The organism is Nocardiopsis sp. NPDC055879 (assembly GCF_053615935.1).
Genome location: NZ_JBSHCT010000001.1, coordinates 25,584 through 44,002, shown reverse-complemented (window position 1 = coordinate 44,002; position 18,419 = coordinate 25,584). Strand labels below are relative to the sequence as shown.

The window sequence follows — 18,419 nt, the reverse complement described above, 5'->3', positions numbered from 1 at the left end:
TGGGGTGGCGCTGGGTGGCTCAGGGCAAAAACTGGATCCGCCCCAACACTCCAGGTCACGACACGTGGGCGGCAGAGGAGCCCCGAGGGGACGAGGGAGTGGGGTGACGAAGGCCACTACGAGGGAGTGACAGTGGCCGACACTGGCCGCCTTCACCGTGACGATCTTGCTCGTAGCGCCATGTTGGGCGCCGAACATGGCGCTACGAGCAAGATCGTCACGGCTCAGGGACAGGGCAAAGGGCAGGTGCCGGGATTCAGGTATCCGACGTCGGTGCGACGAACGTTCCCCGCTGGGGCAACGTCACCACTAGCCAGGTGACCTTGGCGGGCAGGGCGGCATAGGGACAGCCACCCCCACCGCCCCAAAGCTGCGCACCTCGGCTTCGAGCCACTCAAGAGCCACGTTGTTTCACATACGACCCCATACCTGGGTAGGTCTTGATGAGTCCTCTGTCTCGCAAGCCCACCAGAGACTTCTGAGCCGTCGCGGAGGCAACCTGGAATTCCTGCATGATGCTGAGGACTGAAGGGACTCGATCACCCGGCTCATACTCACCGGCTTCGATACGTCGTTCCAGCTCATCAGTGATCTGCACCCAGCGAGAGAGCCCCTCTTTCCAATCCATGTCGAGCACGCTAAGAATCTCATCCACTTCGAGCAATGCTGAAACGCCTAGCGTGCTATAGCTGTACTGCACTATTATCGTTCCTAAACATCATGCGGCCCGGCGGTGCTGTCAACACCCCGGGCCCGGACAAGCGAACTTGGAGCGCTTGCCATGTCATACGTTACTGCCTTGCTATCCCTACTGGTTCGGTTGTCGCGGCCCACGCGAGGGGCGCACACCACCGCCTTCGGATATCTGCGTGAACTGGGTGGCGAGATGCGCCGCCGTCGCTCTCGCCGGGTCCGCCGCTACGTGCTCGCCCCGGCCGACCACGCCGCCGCGCACTCCCACGGTCCCGAACCGCTGCCGCCCGCTCCGCCCCTTCCCTCGGTTCCGGGTCCTCCGATCCCGGCACCTCGGCGGCCGATCGAGGACGCTTCGCTGCGAGTCGAGATCGTCCGGGGCCCCTACCGAGCTTGGGAGACCCGGCGAGCTCTCCTCCAGGGGGTGCCCGCATGATGCGCGCCACCGATGCCCTCGCTGACCGGCTCACCCGCCTCCTCAACGAGTCCGACCTCCCTGCGGACCCGGTCACACGTCTGATCTCCGCCGACGCGGTCTTCGGACGCCTCGACCGACTCCTTCGCTCCGGCGACGCCCTGCCCGCACCCTGGGGTATCCGGCTCGGTAGTGGGGGCGTGGAGTGCATGGAGGTGACCGAGCACTACGACGCACTATCCGAAGCACTCCGGGAAACCGGCGGAGACGCCGCCTGTTGGCGGGCGCTCTGCCGCGCCCGAGACCGCTGGGGGATGTTGCGCACCGCCATCGCCGGCGGCGCGCCGCTACCCGAACCCTGGGAACGCGGCTAGCAACACCCCGAGCGCCCGGCCGGAAGTGGCGCCCCGGCCGGGCCCTCGTGGTTCCGCTTCATCCCAGCCCAGTGTCCGCGGATTCGGCTTCCAGCCGGGCAGCGCGCCGGTTCAGCTCCTCCGCCTGGCGGTCCCAGTCCGGTCCGTGGAGGTAGAGGTCCGACGCGGCCATCCGGAGCAGGTACGGGTCGTCCGGCCGCTGTAGGCAGGCCAGCCGGTAGGCCAGGTTGCGTGCCCATACCGGCAACCCCCATCGACTCTCGAAGTCGGTGCGAAGCATCTCCAAGATGTCGTCCACGGTGGCGAAGGTCAGCTTCTCCACGAACTCCATGACGGCGACCTGCCGGTCCTGGTCAGCACGGAAGCCCTTGGGGTCCGTCAGCACCGCAGCCAACCTGGAAAGTTCGGACACGCCTTCCTCCATGCACGCGATCCATGGACACGTCTACCAGCCGATTTCTTCCGTGACGGCCCACACCAAGACCCGCTTCCCCTCGGGAAAGCTGAACACAGCACTGCGGTCGACGTTCTCGCCTTGCTTGACCGAGGTGCACCGGCGAGGATCGACCAATTCCGTGTCCCCGATGAAGTGTCTCTGACGATCCTTGTCCTCTAAATCTCCTGCGGAAACGATGCGGTGGTTGCCGATGTCTCCGCTCCTACAGAAGGCTCCGGCCTCCTCTTCGTCAGGCAGGGTGAAGGTGGCGACATACGTCGCCCAAGAATCCACATCACCAACGGCGAAGACCTCGACGGACTCGGCAGATTCAGGGATCTCCGCCCCGGAGAGCTCCTCGAAGTCGCTCACCTCGGCTTCCGCCATGGGCTCGGGCTCAGTGGAATCCTCGACCGCCGAACAACCGAGCAGGAGCACCGACAAAAGCGCCGTGGACACCGGAGCGAAACCTCGTGGTGTCATCGCCCCTCACCCGGCTCCCTGATCGGTTCCTCCCCGCACCGAAGAACCATCGTCCATGACGAGCTCGATGCCTTCGCTGCCTCCGAACTCCCGGTGCCGTACCTCGTACGAAGCCCGCACGGACCGGCCCCTCAGAAGGAACTCAGCAGAAGGGTGATCACCCATGCCTCCGCTCCCAACGGTCGCGAGCGTAGCGCTGGAACGAGAGGAGGCCGAGGGGATCAAGTAGTACGAACCCATAAGAGCCGAGCAGCGGCCGCAGGGAGTGGTGCACACGGGGTGGAATGGTGATCAGGCCCTTTGGCGAGAATCAGGAGGATGGGATGACGTCGACGATGTCGATCACGTAGACCAACGTCTCATCGGGGCCCACGTCCACCGCTTCGTTCCCGCTGGCCCCGTACCCCGACTCAGGTGGAACGATCAGCATGACGCGGCTGCCGGCCCGCACGCCCTCCAATCCGTCGAGCCAGCCCTCGATCACCGAAGTCGGTTCCAGCGCGAAGTTCTTGGGAACGGCTCCATGCTCCCAGGTGGAGTCGAACTCCTCGTCGTCATCCCAGGTCTGTGCGTGGAACTGGGTGATCACCGTGGACCCTGCGGTGACGGTTTCCCCATCTCCCTCGATCAGGCTTGTCGTGATCAGTTCATCGGGAGGTTCGATGTCCGGCACGCTCACCTGGGGTTGTCGCCCCTTCGAGACACGAACGTCCGGCAGTTCACCGTCGCCGTCGAAAATCGCCAGGTTCTCCTCTTGGCCCACGGTCGCCCCGGCTTGGTAACGGTCCACGATGTCGTAGACGAACAGCGTCGACGTGTCACCCTCATCGGCTTCCACCTCGCCCTCGGGGTCCGGAGAAAGCGCGGAATGAGAGGGTGGAAAGACCATGGCCATGCGCGTTCCCACTTCCTCACCCTCGAAGGCCCCAGCCGCTTCGGGGGCCACTTCGGCGAGGGCGGTCACGGAGATGAACAGGGGGTCGTCCTCGTAGCTGGAATAGGTCTCGCGCACGTATCCGTCCGAGCCCCACTCATAGATCACCTGGTGCGATGCCACCAGGTCGTTCGAGGCGACCGTGCCATCGGACCCGCTGGTGACGACGAGGGTCTCCACCCTGTCGATATCGGGGTCTCCGGTGAATTCAACGGTAGGGGTTCTTCCAACATCCCCTGAGATTTCCGGGAAGGTGGCCGTGGTGTCAGAAGAGCACGCGGTCGACGCGACCAACAGGAGCACGGCGACACCGGCGCACGGGCGCCAACCTCGTGCGCCTCGCCAGGTGAACGCGAGGGGGCGGGGGGAAGTCACCTCTACCGCCCAAATTCTTCCGTCACGGCCCACACCGAAACTCGCTCCGCTTCTGGAAAGCTGAACACGACACTGCGGTCGACGTTCTCACCCTGCTTGGCTGATGAGCATTTGTGGGGATCGACCAGTTCCGCTTCCCCGATGAAGTGGCGCTCGTGCTGTTCATCGAGCAACTCACCGCCGGATACGGGAAGATAGTTGCCAATGCTTCCGCTCTCACAGAAGGCTCTGGCATCTTCTTCGTCGGGCAGGGTGAAGGTGGCGACGTACGTGGGAAGCGAATCGACGTCACCGACAGAGAATACCTCGACGGACTCGGCGGACTCAGGGATATCAGCACCGGAGAGCGATTCGAAGTCACTCGGCTCGGCTTCTGCCGTGGTGTCAGAATCAGGCTCGCGATCGGCTTCCTCTTCAGCGCCGAAACAACCGGCCAGAAGCACCGAAAGAATTACGGCCAGTGCAGGAAATGTAGCTCGTGGTGTCATCAGCGCTCACCTGGTCCCCGGGCCGCTTGAGGACTCATCATGCGGCCCCTCGTCCGAATCATACGAACCGCTGCGGGTGACCGAGTCAGAAGTACCGTACATGGTGTACTCCTGAGCCAGTCCTGCTCGCGTGAGCTCCGCCAGCTCCTCGTCATTGACTTGACCCAAAAAGGGGATGGTGACCCCCAACCCTCCGTCGTCATCCCCGTGCCAATCGTACTGGTCTCTCATATGAACCTGGGTCTCCATATCATAGGACCAGCTCCCGTCGTCCTCACGGGTGACGGTGATCTCCCCGGTCTGGCTGTAGCTCCAACTCCCCGAGCCGTAGTACCAGTCCATTCCGTCTTCCTCTTTATCCCCCACATGCACTGACCAATCAGTCCTGACAGGGAATGTGTAGGGACCGTTGCCGCCCTCCTCGTCGGCCTGACGGATCGCTCTTTCGAGGAGGTCCTGCTGTTGCACTTCAGCGGCAGCGCTGAACCTGTCGACAGAATTCAGCATATCGTCAACGTCCTGCTCCAGAGGCTCCCCACTGTTCGCGAGGAAGTGGGTCATGTTCTTGGAAGCGTTGTCCAGACGGATTGCGCCCGCCATCGCGGCTATCTGCGCCCAGGTGCGGTGTGAATCCTCGTGCTCCTCCGTGACCTCCACCGACCCATGTTCGTTGTGGCCATCGGGAGCCTCCCACTCCAGCGGATCTATTTCCTCTCCGGTTGAGGAACCTTCGACCGGAGGGCCCAAACCGATCTCATCGAAGTCCTCGTCCGGCCCGCTTCCACCTGTGCCATCTTCGGTGAGTTCCGTCTCGTACCCGTCGTCCCGACGGTTTCCACCCTCGGCACCGACCTCCGCGACCACGGCGTCGTACGAACCGTGTGTCGGTGTCACCCCGTTACCTGCCTCTGGCTGGTAAAGGAGTGGCTGTGCCTCGTAGCCCTCGGAACCGTCGAGGAGAGGCAGCGCCTCGGTTCCCCCTCCGGGAGTCCCTCCGCCAGGTGCACCATCACCGTTAAGGGGCTGATCGGAGTCGCCGGGGTCGACCTCGCCGGGGTCACCCCCCGAAGCGGTCGCACCACCATCGAGAGCATCGCCTACAGCATCGGCTATCCCATCACTGATGACTCGGGGCAGTCCAGAGAGGAAGAAGGCCGCTGCGATCGCTGCCACCAGCACGATCACTGCGGCGTATTCCACAAGGGATGCTCCACGATCGGAGTCATGAATACGGCGCAACACAAGACATCCGCTCGCAGGGGGAATGACGGGGCGGACATCAGAGTAGTAGCCGGCCCCCCACGGTCGGCAACGTCGATAGATGGCCAAAACCGGCCACCGACCACAGACAGGCTCGCAGGACCGGTTCGGTTGGGGCGGTCATGGCGACAGGTACCCAGGGTGGGGCCAGGGCAGAGGCGGGTCCGAAGAGCTGTCCCACGGTGAGAAGACCGAAGCCTCCAGGTGGTTTTCCACCCGCTGATGCGCACGGTGAAGTTGTGACCTGCGGGGACAAGGAGTCACTGACCTGCTCGGCGATATGAGCGACCGACTAGTTGGAACCAGGTACCAGAATATGAGCGGTGAAGATCGTCCACGTCGGACGCCAACGCTCTGAACTGGGTGAATACACCCACTCGTGACGTATCAGAGAAGTGCGTGCGATCATGGAAGCTGAGGGAAGTCGAGCGGTCACACGAAGCGGCGGCCACGTGAACACAGAACTCAATGCGCACCCGCATTCACCTGGGATTTCACGGAAACCCCCAGAAATCTCAGGCTGGCTGCGCTGCAATGGGCGTGACGTCAACAGGCCTGGCCACATCCGGTCAGAGGCCGGCGTAGTGCACCGCCTCCTATTCGATAGTGGAGTGATGAGGGGTCACAGAGCCCCCGCCACAAGCGCCGGCGGACCCAAGCCCCAGGACCATCAGCGGATTGCCGCGCAGTAGCGGTAGTCCACATAGCCCCCACCCCGGTAAGGAGTCACCCCCATGAACTTCACTCACAAGCTTTGGGCCAAGGCCAGCACCATGGTCATGCCGCAGGACACCGAGCACAAGGACAAGGGCGCCGGCTTCGTCGAATACGGGGCCATCATCGTGTTCGTCGGCATCGTGGCCGCTGTCCTTTACGGAAGCGGCATTGGCGAGCGCATCGTTCAAGGCATCACTGGGGCCATCGATCGAGTCTTCATGGTCGAATAAGTAGATCAAGAAATCCCACCAAATTACCCGACCCTAAGATATAAGAATTGGACAACCAGAGGAATGGGGAGAAGTTGAACCCTGTCGGAGGTTCTCCTATTACTAAAAAGTATTATCCATGGCTCACTTTACCCACCATTCTAATTATGTTTCTTACATCTGGATGCGTGACGGATTCATCAGGAAACTCTCAAGATGGACAGACTGGAAGCGGGGCGGATCCCGAGGCAAACTCTACGGAAAGCCCCGAAGCTTCTGGGGAAAATGAGATCCTGGCAAGCTCAACCACATCTTCAACAACCGAAGGTGCAGACCTTCAAATTGATATCTACGCCCTTGAAAGACTTGAAAACAACCTACTTCGCCTACGACTCGGTGTCATCAACAACTCCAGCGACCCTTACATTCTAGGCTACAGTCTTTCAGACTCTAACTCACCACACTCTGCAAGCCAAGTAAGCTTAGTCGATGAAGTTAATCAGCAACGGTACCTTAGCTACACCATTGACAACGGCCTTTGCTTCTGCAATGAACTAACCGGGGCAATTCCAAGTGGTGAGTCCGCAGATCTTTGGGTCGCCTTCCCGGAACCACCGGACGACCTAGGATCAATGACGGTCACAACCCCCATAACCCCTCCACTTATTGATATTCCCATCAGCAACAGTTCAGATTCTGAAGAGTACAGTAACCTGGGCGAAGCCCAGGTACTCAATCTAACGACTATCACAGATAGCTTGGATAATGACCAATCCGGCAGAACCGAAGACTCAGATGAAGTAAGCATCCTTCTATCATCGGATGTTCTATTTGAGACCAACAAATCCGAACTGAACAACGAGGCTCAAGAGATCCTGGAACAGGTTGCACAGGAAGTCGATGATGCTAGTGCTTCCGTTGTTTCCATTGACGGGCACGCGGACAATACCGGAGACGATAGCATCAACGTCCCCCTTTCCGAGGAACGAGCCGAGAGCGTAGAGACTGCTTTGAACGATCTTGTTACACGCTCTGGAATCACATTCGAGGTAGAGGGGCACGGATCCTCCGATCCGATTGCTGACAACGAAACTGAAGAAGGTCGCGAGCGAAATCGGCGAGTCAGTGTCACGTTCGAGAAGTAAGGATCGTCATGCAAAATAAGATGCGAGCAGCCAGCATCTTGGCCATATCATGCCTCCTTCCTTTCAGCACTGCATCGGGAGCACTCGCCTCTCAGTTCCCAATGACCGAGAATTTGGATTCTCTTGGGAGTGCAGAGTCCAACGAAGACATGAGCAACGGACTAATTGCAGAGGCCCATACGGCCGAGCGTGGAGAAGCTGGCACCTTTGTTTCCATCACGTGGAGCATAGAGAATAATGGCGGTTCAGAAGTTTACTTTGGATGGCCCCACGGGCAGTCCTACACTTATAGCGACCCAACATACTATTCGGGAGTAACTGCAACTTCTGAAAATGGATCAAGCAGGCACCATCCACTCATGGATTCAACTACTGAATGCCTGTGTTCCGGGAATACGTCAACCGAGTTCCTGGCGATCATTGATCCAGGCGAACAGGTCGCCTACTGGTCTATGTACTCCGTGCCTGAGGACGTGGACGCCATCACCCTGGAGATCCCTGGCTTCGAGCCGATCGAGGACATCCCGATCTCCTGACCTCTGACCCGATCACCTGCTCCCTCACACCCCCACATGGATTCCGCTGGAGGCGGCGTTGACCACTCCCCACCGCCCCGAACTCGGGGATTCACGACGGAACTCTTCGCCCAGGCCCTCAGGCCGGGTGAACCGCCGGCTCAACAAAGCCCTGTGCTGGTTCCGTCCTGCCCAGCGGGAGAACGGTGACCGTGGGGCGGGTTTCGTAGAGATCGGTGTCGTCACCGTCTTCGCCGCCGCGATCATCACGCTCATCTACCAGAGCGAGATCAGCTCCACCTTCAACAACGGGGTGCGCCAGATGGTCTGTCTGGTCGGCGGGCCCGAATGCGGTGACGAGACCTGGGTGGATCACGACCGGCCCGAGGACCCCGAGGAATACGAGTGGGGTGGTGGCGGCGACAACAACCACGCGGACAACCAGAACATCGCCATGCAGTCCGCCACGGCCTATGGCTGGACCGACCAGGAGTGGACCTGTCTGGACAGTATGTGGAGCCAGATGTCCGGCTGGGACCCGAGCATCGTCGAACCGGAGTACGGCACGCACGGCATCGTCGGATTCAACCCGGCCGTGCACGGAGCCATGCCGGATGGCTTCCAGAACAGTGCCTCGGTGCAGATCGACTGGGGGCTGAGCTACATCGAGAACACCTACGGCACCCCATGCCAGGCCTGGTCGTATTGGCAGAGCACCAAGTCCTACTGAGGCCGCCGCAGCTCCCCCACCGAAGCAGCCCCGGCGGCGCGCGCTCCGAGCTCGCTCACACGCGGCTCTCCAGCCATCCGTGAGTCGGCCCGGAGACCCATTTCGCCGTTCCCTGGCTCCGCCATCGGAACCGGCACCGGCCCCAGAATCGGCCTTCACCGCACTGGCCGCACCGACTCCAAGGGCAGCACAGCCGTATCGGTGTCACTCACCCTCTGCGACCTGCAAGTCCCCCATGGTGGCCGGATTCGGCCACGGAAAGTCACCTTCGGGCCACGACTTTTTCCCTCTCATCCGGCAGAGTGTCCATGGAAGGCAACGCAGCGTTGCCAAGCATGGAACATGAGAGGTGGCTCTTCCACCACACGTTTGCTCGGTGGATAAGGAAGTGGCCTACTTCTCCGCGTCCCGACGGACCCACGGGTGTTGCCCCCGCATCCGCCCTCGGCCCGTCCGACAACGAGCCCCCGACTCGTCAGGAACCGTCTTGGACAGCACACCTCCCAACATGTCCTCAACGCCCGGCGCCTCCCCCACCACCACTGCGGTCTCCGGCACTTCCGCCGCACCGGACGCACTCGTCTCACCAGCCTCCCCAGGCGCGGTCTCGCCCCTGCCCAAACGGGTGGTTCGAGGCCCAAGGCCCCGGCACGCGGACACCCTGGCGCGAACGCTCCAGCGGTTGACCCTCCTGAGTTTGATCGCCGTCCGTAACCCCCCGACGCACGGTGATGCACCCCCACCCCTCACTCCCGGCGAGGCCGAAACCGGAGCGCGCCGACGGCCGCTCACCGTCGAGCCCGCGCGGCCGGCCATGGCGCCCCCTGAGGGCGTTCGGATCTCGCGGTCCCCGCTCGGCGGGTGACCTCGGACCAGGAGGCGGCGCCGGTGTGGGGGGCGGGCCCCACCCGGTAGGTACGGTTCCGCGGCCTGGGGGTTCCCGAACCCCGGAGGGTCGTTCGGGAACCGTTCCGGTCTCGTACCGGACGAGTCGGAATCCACCGTGTCGCCTCCGCCCCGCTCCCCTGCCTCTTCGAGCACCCCTTGCAAAGGCGGGGGAGCGGGTTCTCAGACCACGGGTATCTCTGCGGGTTCCCGTGCCGTGGTCGGGCGCACGACCGCGTGTCGTGTCCTCCTTGTCGTGCGCCCGCTCCACGATCTCGCCGGCTCTCGCCCACCCGCGTGGCACGCTGTCGGCCCCCACTTTCACGCTCCGGTTTCCGCTGTTCGGAATCGCCGCAAAACCCCCACAGATACCGGCAAATCTTCGGACAGTAGTGGACAGATCAGAACTTTTGCCCCCATTCCTCCTCATAATCTGATCGCTCACCCCCGCACCACCTCCCCTGGGAGGCGCGGCTCGGTGTGGGCGCAGGGAGACACGGGCGTCGCCTTCGTGGACGTGCGAAGGGTGGTGCCGGAGCATGGGGGCTCAATGAAGATCGCCTATCTGATCAACGACATGTACGGCATCGGCGGCACCGTGCGTACGGTCGCCAACCAGGCGGCGGCCCTGTCGGCGCGGCACGAGGTGGAGATCGTCTCGGTGTTCCGGCACCGCGCGGACCCCGTCCTTCCCGTCCCCGCCCAGGTCACCCTGCGCCCACTGGTCGACATCCGGCAAAAGGACGACCAGGCCACCGGGGTCGGCGGGCGTCCGCTGTACGAAGGTTCGGAACGTGCCGGTCTGCCACCGATCCTCTTTCCTCCGGAGGACGGCCGAGGCTCCACGCACAGCCGCCTCACCGACGACCGGTTGGAGGAGTACCTGGCCACCACCGACGCCGACGTGGTCGTGGGCACCCGCCCCGGGTTGAACGTGGTGATCGCTCGGGCGGCGCCCAATCGGATCGTCAAGGTCGGCCAGGAACACCTCACCTACGAGCAGCACTCCGACGAACTGCGCCAGGTCATGGCGGAGGAGTATCCGCACCTGGACGCCTTCGTCACGGTCACCGAGGCCGACGCGCGCACCTACTCCGAGCGGATGCCGTTGCCGGGTGTGCGGCTGCTGTCCATCCCCAACTCGGTGCCGGCGCCGCCGTTCACCGTCAACGGGCACAACACCCGCACGATCGTCGCGGCGGGCCGGCTCGCCCCCAGCAAACGCCACGATCTGCTGGTACAGGCGTTCTCCATGGTCAGCGACGAGTTCCCGGACTGGACCCTGCGCATCTACGGGCGCGGCAGCAGACGCGGGGCGATCGGCAGACTGGTGGGCAAGCTGGGGTTGCAGGATCGGGTGTGGCTGATGGGTCCGCATCCTCGGGTGGAGGAGGCGTGGGCCCAGGGCGCGTTCGCGGCGGTCACCTCCAGTGAGGAGCCGTTCGGGATGACCATCGTGGAGGCCATGCGTTCGGGGCTGCCCGTGGTGAGCACGGACTGCCCGCACGGGCCGGCGTCGATCATCCGACACCAGGAGGACGGCCTGCTCGTCCCCAACAAGTCCGCCCCGGGCATCGCGGAGGGGTTGGCGCACCTGATGGGCGATGACGGGTTGCGGCGGCGCATGTCGGCGGCGGCGTTGAGCGATTCGGAACGCTTCGACCCGGTGAACGTGGTGCGCCGGCACGAGGAGCTCTTCCACGAGCTGGCCGGGGCGAGCATGCCCGCGAACCCGGTCCCGCACCTGCCGATGCCGCGGGCGGAGATGCCGGCGTCGTGCCGGGTCCAGGTGGGTCCGGACGGGGTGACGGAGTTGGACTTCGGGCCGAGCACGGAGTCCGGGCAGGTGCAAGACCCGCTCGACTCGCGGGTGCCGGACGCGGTGGTGCTCACCACGGAGAAACGGCGGGTGGAGCTGATCCCGGAGCCCGATGGCCGGGTCCTGGTGGACGCCGCCGAACTGGACCTGACCACCGGGACCTGGCAGGTGAGCCGGGTCGATGGTTCCTCGGAGCGGACGGACGCCATGGACGCCTTGGACTCCGTGGACGCCCTGAACCAGGAGGTCGGGAAGGAGACGCCGGTGCGGGACGTGACCATCCACCAGCACGGGTTTCCGCTGTCCAGCGCGCACATGAGCGATCTGGCCCTGGTGATCCCCGCGCGTTCCCCGAAGGGTCGGTTGATCCTGCAGGTGCGGAGTTCGCGACACCACGCCGAGGTCGAACACGTGGAGGTCGCCGATGGTCTCATCACCGTGCAGGGACGGATGCTGGGCCGGTCACAGCCCGACGCCCGGGCTCGCATGGTGGTGCGGTTGCACGGCTCCCCGCAGCCCCGCCACGAGTTTCCGTCGGCGGTCGCGCACGGGGGCGAGTTCACGGCGGTGATCGACCCGGAAACGGTCGCACGCGGGCGGCACGGCGATTCCGACAAGTGGCAGTTGCGGCTGGTGTTGTCCGACGGGACCGAGTGCACCGTGGGCCGTCACCTGTCCGGTGTGGTGGGTTACAAGAAGATCATCGAGTACGCCGCCCAGCCGGTGAAACCCACCTATGGGCCCGGGACCAAGGTGCGTCCGTACTACACGATCAACGACCGGTTGGGGTTGAAGACGTCTCCGTTGGCGCCGACGATTCCGGTGGAGTCGGTCCGGGTCCGTCCGGGTGGGCGACGTGGGGAGGATCTGCGCCTGGAGGTGCTGCTGGGTTCGTCGTTGCCCGAGGGGGTGTCGTACGCGCTGGAGGTGGTGCGCGGCACCGACGCGGGCCGGCGTTTCCCGTTGGAGGCGGTGGCGGCGGCGTCCGGCCAGGAGGAGGCGCGGTTGGCGGGCCGGTTGCCGTTGCTGCGACATGGCGACCACCTGGGGACGAAGAACCTGCGGGCGCAGTGGCAGCTGCGGTTGTTGGCCGGGCCGCCTGGGGCGTTGGGACGGTTGGGTGCCAACGCGATCTTCCCGAGCACCAATCGCGCGTGGAGTCGCGGCGTGTACGTGCGGTCGGCGACGGTGGCGCCGTTGGACTCGGGGGACGTGCTGTTGACCGTCGCCGACGTGCACTTGGTGGATGGGCTGAATCGACGGTTCCGCTGACGAGGCCGGGGGCGAGTGGTCGGAGCACGGTCGACGGGGCGCGGGTGGTCGAACCCGCGCCCCGTGCGTGGCCCAGGGTGATTCCAGGGTCAGGGCGAGGGCCACCAGGGTTCGGGCAGGGGCGCCCCGAAGCGGAGCGCGGTGTCGAGCCTGCCCCACCGATCCCCCGCCCGGGTCAACGCCCGCCGGGAGAGGTTCGTGTCTCCGAGCGTGCGCAGTTCCTCGCTCACCTGGTCGTACAGGTCGGTGATGCGGGAGTGTTCGGTGTCCGAGGCGTAGGGGTCGATGTGCCAGGAGCTGGGCAGTGACCGACCCTGCCTGAGCATCCGATCCAGTCGGGAGAAGGTCATGTCCGCCCGGTCGAGGTCGGCTCGGGCGTGCACGGGACCGCCGGGGTGCCGCAGGAGGTGGGTGAGGTGGCGAACCAGTTCCTCGGTGTGGGCGCTGTCGTCATGGGTGAGGATGTCGAGGGCTGTCATGCGACCGCTTCCCCGAGGGTGGGCTCCCCGAGGGTGGGGAGTGACTCGACGTAACGACGTACGCGTCGGGCCCGGCGCACGCGACGTGCGCGGCCGACGCTGAATTCGGTGCGCAGGGCGCCCAGGTAGGTGTCGTAGGTGGTGTGCCAGCCACGGCTGGGCCGGGACAGTCGTACGAGGAGGGCGAGGATTGCCATTAGGGTCTTCATGTCGTCCTGTCTGTTCAGGTCGGCCACGGCCCCGGGACGTATTTGCGGTACGTCGCCGGGGTCCCGCCTTTCGCGGTCTTCCAACGATAAAGCACTTGTATCAACTTGTCACGTCTCGTTACGTCCCGCTACAGGCCGTTCCGACCCGTTTAGTGTCGAACTATGCACGAACTCGAAGGCCCCGAACCGATGTATCGGCAGATCGCCGACATCATCGCCGCGCAGATCGAGGACGGTACCTACCGACCTAATTCCCGGCTTCCCTCGGAAGCGGAGGTCTGCGCCCGATTCGATGTCTCCCGCCGCACCGCACGAGAGGCGTACGCGATCCTCATCGAACGCGACCTCGTCGTGACGTCCCAGGGCAAGGGCACCTACGTCAAACGCCAAGAAGCCTGACGGGCGCGGAATCATCGTGACGGTGCACGGGCGCGGCACCTTCGTTGCCGCCCGCCCCGACGCCACCCCCACGAGCGGGGACGACCACCCCTGACCGGTGCCGCTACCCGTCGCCGGGGACGACCGTGCGTTGCGGGCGGCTGAGGAGTCTGGGGTGGTCGACGGCCCAGGCGGCCAACGACAGACCCACCACCGGCAGCAGGTACACCCCGACCGGAGCGGACCACAGCAGCCACACCACCGCCAATGGTGCGAGCAGTCCGGCGGAGACCAGCGAGGCCAGGTGGCGGACGTCGGGTGGCATGAAAAGCGGGAACAGGGCCACCAGGAACACCACGTACCCCATGGGCAACACGGCACCGTTGGGCAGTTCGATCGCGAAGACGTCGAAGATCCGCGCCAATGGGCCGATCAACAGGGCCGCCACCGGTGGCGCCGCGCAGGCGGCCAGGGCCGCACGCGGGTAGGGCGTGGTCGGGAGCTGTTCCATGGGTTCTGGTGGACGGTTCACGGCCGCTGGACCCTCCGTGCGTTCGACCACGGCCGAGGGCGGCCATGGCCTGGCCAGCAGAATACGCCGCGGTCGGCTTCCCTAGATTCGGCCGAGCGCGACTTCCCACGACAAGGGGTTTCGGACAGCGCACGGCCGTTCACGGAGAGTTTCGGTCCTATGTGTCGAGGCTCGTTCCGGTGCCTTCGTACGCGGCGGTTCCGGCGCATTCCACTCAAAGCACCACCGGGCGAGCCACCGCTTTTACGGGCGCAACGACCGAGCGGGGAGTTTTCCACAGGTTCCGCGATCTCGCTTGTCCCACCCCTGGGAACAGCGCATGCTCTACCCATGTCCCCCGGTCCACCTGCGATGAGGTGAGTCGAATGTCCTGTGAGCCACTGTGCCCCGAACCGTCCACGGTCCCCGAGGCGTCCGTAGTGGAGCCACCGGCCGACGGGAAGGCCCTGCGCGCCGCGGTGCGTCGGGTGTCCCCCGACGCGCTGTCGACCTTCGACATCCAGCACCGCTACGTCCGCGACCTGTGTTCGCGTACCGGCGATCCGATCCCGGTGCGCATGTTCCTACGCCGGTGGGGTGTGTTCGTGGAGTTGCGCAACTGCCCACGGCGGGCGGCCCGGCTGGCCCGGCTCGAACTGGCCGCCGCGGAGGCCACCGACACCGAGACCGCCCGGGCCGCCGCCCAGGAGATCGCGCACATCCTCGACGACGCCACCCATCGGTCGCCGGCCCCTTGACCGAGTCCGCTCGACCGAGACCACGTGAGCGGCTCCGCGTGACGTGAGTGCCGTGGGTGGTCTCCCGAGGCGGTCACTGGCCGCCTGTGGTCACCCCACTCCGCGCGGCACCGCCACCACCTGCGGTGACGACCCCGCACCGGACGCTATGTCCCGGTCGACCCTGTACCGGTGGAACCGGCCGGGTTAAGCTGCCCGGCGCGGGGGTGTGCGCGATTCGTGTTCGGTCGCCTACGTCCCCGTGCCGCTCGTTGCCTTCGGCTCGTGCGGCCCCGCCCGAGCCCCCGCCCCGCTCCCCCGCGGGAACGACCCCCGGACCAGCATGCGACGTATCCTCCGCAGCCCCGAACGACCCCGAACGCGGCGTCGACGGCACCTCCAGGGACGCCGCGACGACGGCCAGGCCAACATCCTCCTGTTGTTCGGCATGACCATCGCCCTGTTGGCGCTCACCGTGCTGTTCATGCGGGTGGGGTTCGCCAACGACCAGCGTTCCCAGGCCCAGACGGCGGCGGACGCCGCCGCCCTGGCCGCGGTGAGCGCCCTACAGGACAGCGCGTCCGACCAACTCGCCGGTGGTTCCTATCCGATGCCCCGCTACGACGAGGAGATCGCCGAGTCTCGGGCGGAGGACTTCGCGCGGGAGAACGGGGCGGTGCTCACCGACATCCGGGCCAGCGACAACGTGATGGGACGTTCCGGCAACATCGTCCGGGTGGAGGTACGTGGCGCGCTCTGCCAGCGGGAGCTGGAGCCGGACGCCTCGCGGCACTGGAACGACATCGTCTGCGAGGGCGAGGAGGACATGAGCGAGACGTCCTTCGGCAGCGCCGCGGCGATCGCGATCATCGAGCTCGACGCGGACTGTGGTCGTGACGACGACGGGATCAACTGTGACGGTTCGCCGGTGGGCGACTCGGAGCAGGCCTCGGGGTTGTTCGACGTACACCTGGTCGACCAGGAGGGTCAGTACGAGTTCGATCCGAACTCGGTGTTCGGTGGAGGCGCGATCGTGGACTGCGCGAACCTCGGTAGCCTGCACCCGCAGATGTGCGCCGCCCACCAGGCGCTCAACGACCAGTTCCCGGGCTTCTACCTGTCCGCGGGCGGTTACCGTGACGAGCCCACCAGCGACCACGGGTACGGCGAGGCCGTGGACTACATGATGGCCGAGTTGGGCGCGACGCCGACGCCGGACATGCACGCCACCGCCATCCAGGTGATCGACTGGCTCATCCAGAACCACCAGGAGCTGAACGTCAAGGGGATCATCTACGATTACCACATCTGGAATCCGGCGCGGGACGCGGTGGGACCCTGGGAGAGCGTGAGGAGGTCCGCCGGGTACCGGGGAAGTCCGACGCAGGACCACGTGGACCACATCCACCTGTCCGCCGGGCCACCACCCTTCCGCTAGTCCTGTGGCCGGAAACGTTCGCCCGGGTCGGCTCATGAGTTCTCATCTCCCGTGATCTTGCTACCAGAAGCAAGGAAAGAGCTTTCCTTGCTTCTGGTAGCAAGATCACGGGGACAGGTCGAGCCGGTGAACCTTCTCGGTCACCGCACTAGGCCTGGGAACCACACCCGAGAACCCCCTCTGAGCAGGGGGTTCTCGGTTATCCACAGGTTCGGGATCGGGGCTTGCCGCGAAGACACGGGCCGCCGAACCTTGAGATATGACGCGAGAACACGTCGTACCTCACGGAAGCATCCCGCTCTTCCCCCGTCCTCACAGCACGCCTCCCCCGCCGCGGCCTCGTCACCCGGGGTGGCCCTCCGTGCCGTTGGGCACACCACCTCCCGACCGCGAGCTGCTGTCGGGCGTCCTGCGGCCGGTGTTGGCGGAGCTGTCGGGGGACGCGTTCGCCTTCGGTCGCACCGCCGCCTACCTGTGGGGCGTGGACCTGTATCCACGGGGCACCAGGGTGACCCGGACACGGCTGCACGTGGCGGTGCCGGCCGGGGTGGAGAAGGTGTCGCGGCACGCGGTGATCCCCCATCGCGAGCTGCTCGCCCCGGCCGATCGGGCCCTGCTGAGAGGGGTGCGGCTGACCACGCCGGCCCGCACCGCGCTGGACGTGGCCCACGGAGCCGAGAACCTGTACGACGCCACGGCGGCGCTGGATCGGTTCCTGGCCCTGGGACTGGTGGATCCGAAGGGGCTGGGTGCGGCGCTGTCGCGGCACCCACGCGGTGCGCGGCCCCGGCTACGGCGGGCGGTGTACCTCTCCGATCCGGGCGGTCGGTCCCCGGCGGAGAGTTGGACCCGGGTGATGGTGTGCGCATCGCGTCTGCCCCGGCCCAGGACCCAGTGTCCGGTGGAGACCGCGCAGGGGCTGTTCCACGCCGACCTGGGGTGGCCTGAGCACCGGGTGGCGGTGGAGTACGACAGCGCCGCCCACCATTCGGCCCGGCACGAGCGCGCCAGGGACCGCGTCCGCTACCGGGCGATGGCGGACGCGGGGTGGCTGGTGGTGTCGATCGGGGTGCACGACCTGCAACGTCGTCCGGCCCGGTTGATGCGTCGGCTGCGGGACGCACTGCTGGCGCGGGGTTGGAACCCGACCCGGGCCGAACGCGAGCGGATCCGCTGGGCCATTCGCCGGTTGGAGACCCGCCCGCCCCGGCCGGTCGGGGAGGTGGGCGCGTGAACCGGAGTCCGCACCACCGGGACGCGAAGGCACACGACCACCGCCCACCACACCCGGACCAGGGCGCGGGGGTGGTGGAGTACGCCGCGCTCCTGACCCTCATCGCGTCGCTCGCGGCCACGCTCACCGTGATCGCACCACGGGTGGCCGAACCGTGGGGAACTGCCGCGGAGCGAGCCCTGGACCCGGGATCGACCACGACCGACCACGAAGGCACACCGTTCGGTGACGGGGACCCGGACCCGGTGGAGATCGCGGAGACGGTCCTGCGCTGTCTGCCCACCCCGGACCCGGTGGGGAGGGTGGACTGCGCGCTCGCCCTGTTGGGGCTGTTGGACTCGGACCTGTTGGAGGCCACGCTGTTGCGACTCACCCCCGAGGAACTCCACGACCTGTTCGCCGGGGGCGGGTTCGACTCGACCGTGGCGGCGCGCACGGCGGTGCGGCTGGTGTGGGAACACGGCTCGCGACGCCTGCTGCGGGCGCTGGCGGAAACGGAGACCTTCGGCTTCCTCCAGGGGTACCTGGAGTCCCCTGAGATCCAGTACACCCTCCGTTTCGTCGGTGTCGGAAGGGATTATGTGCGGGTCGTGCTCGAACGGAGCGGTGAGTGACCGCGTCGTACTCCCCGTAGGCGGTACACCCCCACTTCGAACCGCAGAAACGAGGCGTTGTCAGTGTCG

Annotated in this window: 21 protein-coding genes; 12 read left to right on the top strand and 9 right to left on the bottom strand. The window is 65.4% G+C overall.

The genetic code is table 11. The features are described 5' to 3' along the window. Positions 1-394: 394 nt before the first annotated feature. A complete protein-coding gene (locus ACWGKS_RS00215) occupies positions 395-700 on the bottom strand; it encodes a GntR family transcriptional regulator (RefSeq protein ID WP_452521298.1) in 306 nt (101 codons plus the stop codon). 81 nt (positions 701-781) lie between these two features. On the opposite strand from ACWGKS_RS00215, the gene ACWGKS_RS00210 reads away from it, so the two are divergent. Together ACWGKS_RS00210 and ACWGKS_RS00205 are read left to right on the top strand one after the other, a co-directional pair. Then, on the top strand, positions 782-1,129 hold the full coding sequence (locus tag ACWGKS_RS00210) for a hypothetical protein (RefSeq protein ID WP_452521297.1): 348 nt from the start codon (positions 782-784) through the stop codon (positions 1,127-1,129). Then, on the top strand, positions 1,126-1,482 hold the full coding sequence (locus tag ACWGKS_RS00205) for a hypothetical protein (RefSeq protein ID WP_452521295.1): 357 nt from the start codon (positions 1,126-1,128) through the stop codon (positions 1,480-1,482). The genes ACWGKS_RS00210 and ACWGKS_RS00205 overlap by 4 nt, the downstream gene beginning before the upstream one ends. 58 nt (positions 1,483-1,540) lie before the next feature. On the opposite strand, the gene ACWGKS_RS00200 is transcribed toward ACWGKS_RS00205, so the two are convergent. The 5 genes from ACWGKS_RS00200 to ACWGKS_RS00180 form a co-directional block, all read right to left on the bottom strand. Beyond that, positions 1,541-1,894 carry a hypothetical protein gene (locus tag ACWGKS_RS00200; RefSeq protein ID WP_452521293.1) on the bottom strand — a complete coding sequence of 118 codons (354 nt, stop codon included), beginning with the start codon at positions 1,892-1,894 and terminating at the stop codon, positions 1,541-1,543. 33 nt (positions 1,895-1,927) lie between these two features. Continuing rightward, positions 1,928-2,377 (bottom strand): hypothetical protein, encoded by a 450-nt coding sequence (locus tag ACWGKS_RS00195; RefSeq protein ID WP_452521291.1) that lies wholly within the window; start codon positions 2,375-2,377, stop codon positions 1,928-1,930. A gap of 334 nt (positions 2,378-2,711) precedes the next feature. Continuing rightward, on the bottom strand, positions 2,712-3,515 hold the full coding sequence (locus ACWGKS_RS00190) for an FKBP-type peptidyl-prolyl cis-trans isomerase (RefSeq protein ID WP_452521289.1): 804 nt from the start codon (positions 3,513-3,515) through the stop codon (positions 2,712-2,714). Between the two features lie 197 nt (positions 3,516-3,712). Next, positions 3,713-4,198 (bottom strand): hypothetical protein, encoded by a 486-nt coding sequence (locus ACWGKS_RS00185; protein ID WP_452521288.1) that lies wholly within the window; start codon positions 4,196-4,198, stop codon positions 3,713-3,715. Positions 4,199-4,204: 6 nt separating this feature from the next. Then, positions 4,205-5,398, bottom strand: coding sequence for a hypothetical protein (locus ACWGKS_RS00180; RefSeq protein WP_452521286.1), 1,194 nt, complete (start codon positions 5,396-5,398; stop codon positions 4,205-4,207). A gap of 794 nt (positions 5,399-6,192) precedes the next feature. Between ACWGKS_RS00180 and ACWGKS_RS00175 the strand changes: the two genes are divergently transcribed. The 5 genes from ACWGKS_RS00175 to ACWGKS_RS00155 all read left to right on the top strand — a co-directional run bounded on the left by ACWGKS_RS00175 (position 6,193) and on the right by ACWGKS_RS00155 (position 12,750). Continuing rightward, positions 6,193-6,405 (top strand): hypothetical protein, encoded by a 213-nt coding sequence (locus ACWGKS_RS00175; protein WP_452521284.1) that lies wholly within the window; start codon positions 6,193-6,195, stop codon positions 6,403-6,405. A 47-nt stretch (positions 6,406-6,452) separates the two neighbouring features. Further along, positions 6,453-7,529: an OmpA family protein gene (locus tag ACWGKS_RS00170; RefSeq protein WP_452521282.1), complete on the top strand. Its 1,077-nt coding sequence runs from the start codon at positions 6,453-6,455 to the stop codon at positions 7,527-7,529. Positions 7,530-7,537: 8 nt separating this feature from the next. Continuing rightward, the gene (locus ACWGKS_RS00165) at positions 7,538-8,065 is read left to right on the top strand and encodes a hypothetical protein (RefSeq protein ID WP_452521280.1); all 528 of its coding nucleotides are present in this window, start codon (positions 7,538-7,540) and stop codon (positions 8,063-8,065) included. A 58-nt stretch (positions 8,066-8,123) separates the two neighbouring features. Beyond that, entirely contained in the window at positions 8,124-8,774 is a 651-nt protein-coding gene (locus ACWGKS_RS00160; protein ID WP_452521278.1) for an aggregation-promoting factor C-terminal-like domain-containing protein, read from the top strand. A 1,435-nt stretch (positions 8,775-10,209) separates the two neighbouring features. Next, on the top strand, positions 10,210-12,750 hold the full coding sequence (locus tag ACWGKS_RS00155; RefSeq protein ID WP_358504186.1) for a glycosyltransferase family 4 protein: 2,541 nt from the start codon (positions 10,210-10,212) through the stop codon (positions 12,748-12,750). 89 nt (positions 12,751-12,839) lie between these two features. Here the strand turns inward: ACWGKS_RS00155 and ACWGKS_RS00150 are convergent, their stop codons facing one another. Next, complete coding sequence (locus ACWGKS_RS00150) at positions 12,840-13,229, bottom strand: hypothetical protein (RefSeq protein ID WP_358504189.1); 390 nt, start codon at positions 13,227-13,229, stop codon at positions 12,840-12,842. After that, positions 13,226-13,426, bottom strand: coding sequence for a hypothetical protein (locus tag ACWGKS_RS00145; protein WP_358504191.1), 201 nt, complete (start codon positions 13,424-13,426; stop codon positions 13,226-13,228). Before ACWGKS_RS00145 ends, ACWGKS_RS00150 begins: the two co-directional genes overlap by 4 nt. A 174-nt stretch (positions 13,427-13,600) precedes the next feature. Between ACWGKS_RS00145 and ACWGKS_RS00140 the strand changes: the two genes are divergently transcribed. Next, positions 13,601-13,837, top strand: coding sequence for a GntR family transcriptional regulator (locus tag ACWGKS_RS00140; protein WP_358504194.1), 237 nt, complete (start codon positions 13,601-13,603; stop codon positions 13,835-13,837). A 103-nt stretch (positions 13,838-13,940) separates the two neighbouring features. Here ACWGKS_RS00140 and ACWGKS_RS00135 read toward each other — a convergent pair whose 3' ends face one another. Next, positions 13,941-14,327: a hypothetical protein gene (locus tag ACWGKS_RS00135; protein ID WP_358504196.1), complete on the bottom strand. Its 387-nt coding sequence runs from the start codon at positions 14,325-14,327 to the stop codon at positions 13,941-13,943. A gap of 386 nt (positions 14,328-14,713) precedes the next feature. On the opposite strand from ACWGKS_RS00135, the gene ACWGKS_RS00130 reads away from it, so the two are divergent. The 4 genes from ACWGKS_RS00130 to ACWGKS_RS00115 all read left to right on the top strand — a co-directional run bounded on the left by ACWGKS_RS00130 (position 14,714) and on the right by ACWGKS_RS00115 (position 18,350). After that, a complete protein-coding gene (locus ACWGKS_RS00130) occupies positions 14,714-15,085 on the top strand; it encodes a hypothetical protein (protein WP_358504199.1) in 372 nt (123 codons plus the stop codon). A gap of 322 nt (positions 15,086-15,407) precedes the next feature. Continuing rightward, on the top strand, positions 15,408-16,502 hold the full coding sequence (locus ACWGKS_RS00125) for a pilus assembly protein TadG-related protein (RefSeq protein WP_358504202.1): 1,095 nt from the start codon (positions 15,408-15,410) through the stop codon (positions 16,500-16,502). A 361-nt stretch (positions 16,503-16,863) separates the two neighbouring features. After that, positions 16,864-17,736, top strand: a complete 873-nt coding sequence (locus ACWGKS_RS00120; RefSeq protein ID WP_358504205.1) for a hypothetical protein — start codon at positions 16,864-16,866, stop codon at positions 17,734-17,736. Then, a complete protein-coding gene (locus ACWGKS_RS00115; RefSeq protein ID WP_358504208.1) occupies positions 17,733-18,350 on the top strand; it encodes a hypothetical protein in 618 nt (205 codons plus the stop codon). Before ACWGKS_RS00120 ends, ACWGKS_RS00115 begins: the two co-directional genes overlap by 4 nt. Positions 18,351-18,419: the final 69 nt, after the last annotated feature.

Excerpts from the sequence above, each read along its gene's own strand:
- ACWGKS_RS00130 (WP_358504199.1), top strand. The coding sequence starts at position 14,714 with ATGTCCTGTGAGCCACTGTGCCCCGAACCGTCCACGGTCCCCGAGGCG.
- ACWGKS_RS00210 (WP_452521297.1), top strand. The coding sequence starts at position 782 with ATGTCATACGTTACTGCCTTGCTATCCCTACTGGTTCGGTTGTCGCGG.
- ACWGKS_RS00145 (WP_358504191.1), bottom strand. The coding sequence starts at position 13,426 with ATGGCAATCCTCGCCCTCCTCGTACGACTGTCCCGGCCCAGCCGTGGC.
- ACWGKS_RS00135 (WP_358504196.1), bottom strand. The coding sequence starts at position 14,327 with ATGGAACAGCTCCCGACCACGCCCTACCCGCGTGCGGCCCTGGCCGCC.
- ACWGKS_RS00165 (WP_452521280.1), top strand. The coding sequence starts at position 7,538 with ATGCAAAATAAGATGCGAGCAGCCAGCATCTTGGCCATATCATGCCTC.
- ACWGKS_RS00125 (WP_358504202.1), top strand. The coding sequence starts at position 15,408 with ATGCGACGTATCCTCCGCAGCCCCGAACGACCCCGAACGCGGCGTCGA.
- ACWGKS_RS00205 (WP_452521295.1), top strand. The coding sequence starts at position 1,126 with ATGATGCGCGCCACCGATGCCCTCGCTGACCGGCTCACCCGCCTCCTC.
- ACWGKS_RS00140 (WP_358504194.1), top strand. The coding sequence starts at position 13,601 with ATGCACGAACTCGAAGGCCCCGAACCGATGTATCGGCAGATCGCCGAC.
- ACWGKS_RS00185 (WP_452521288.1), bottom strand. The coding sequence starts at position 4,198 with ATGACACCACGAGCTACATTTCCTGCACTGGCCGTAATTCTTTCGGTG.
- ACWGKS_RS00155 (WP_358504186.1), top strand. The coding sequence starts at position 10,210 with ATGAAGATCGCCTATCTGATCAACGACATGTACGGCATCGGCGGCACC.
- ACWGKS_RS00150 (WP_358504189.1), bottom strand. The coding sequence starts at position 13,229 with ATGACAGCCCTCGACATCCTCACCCATGACGACAGCGCCCACACCGAG.
- ACWGKS_RS00175 (WP_452521284.1), top strand. The coding sequence starts at position 6,193 with ATGAACTTCACTCACAAGCTTTGGGCCAAGGCCAGCACCATGGTCATG.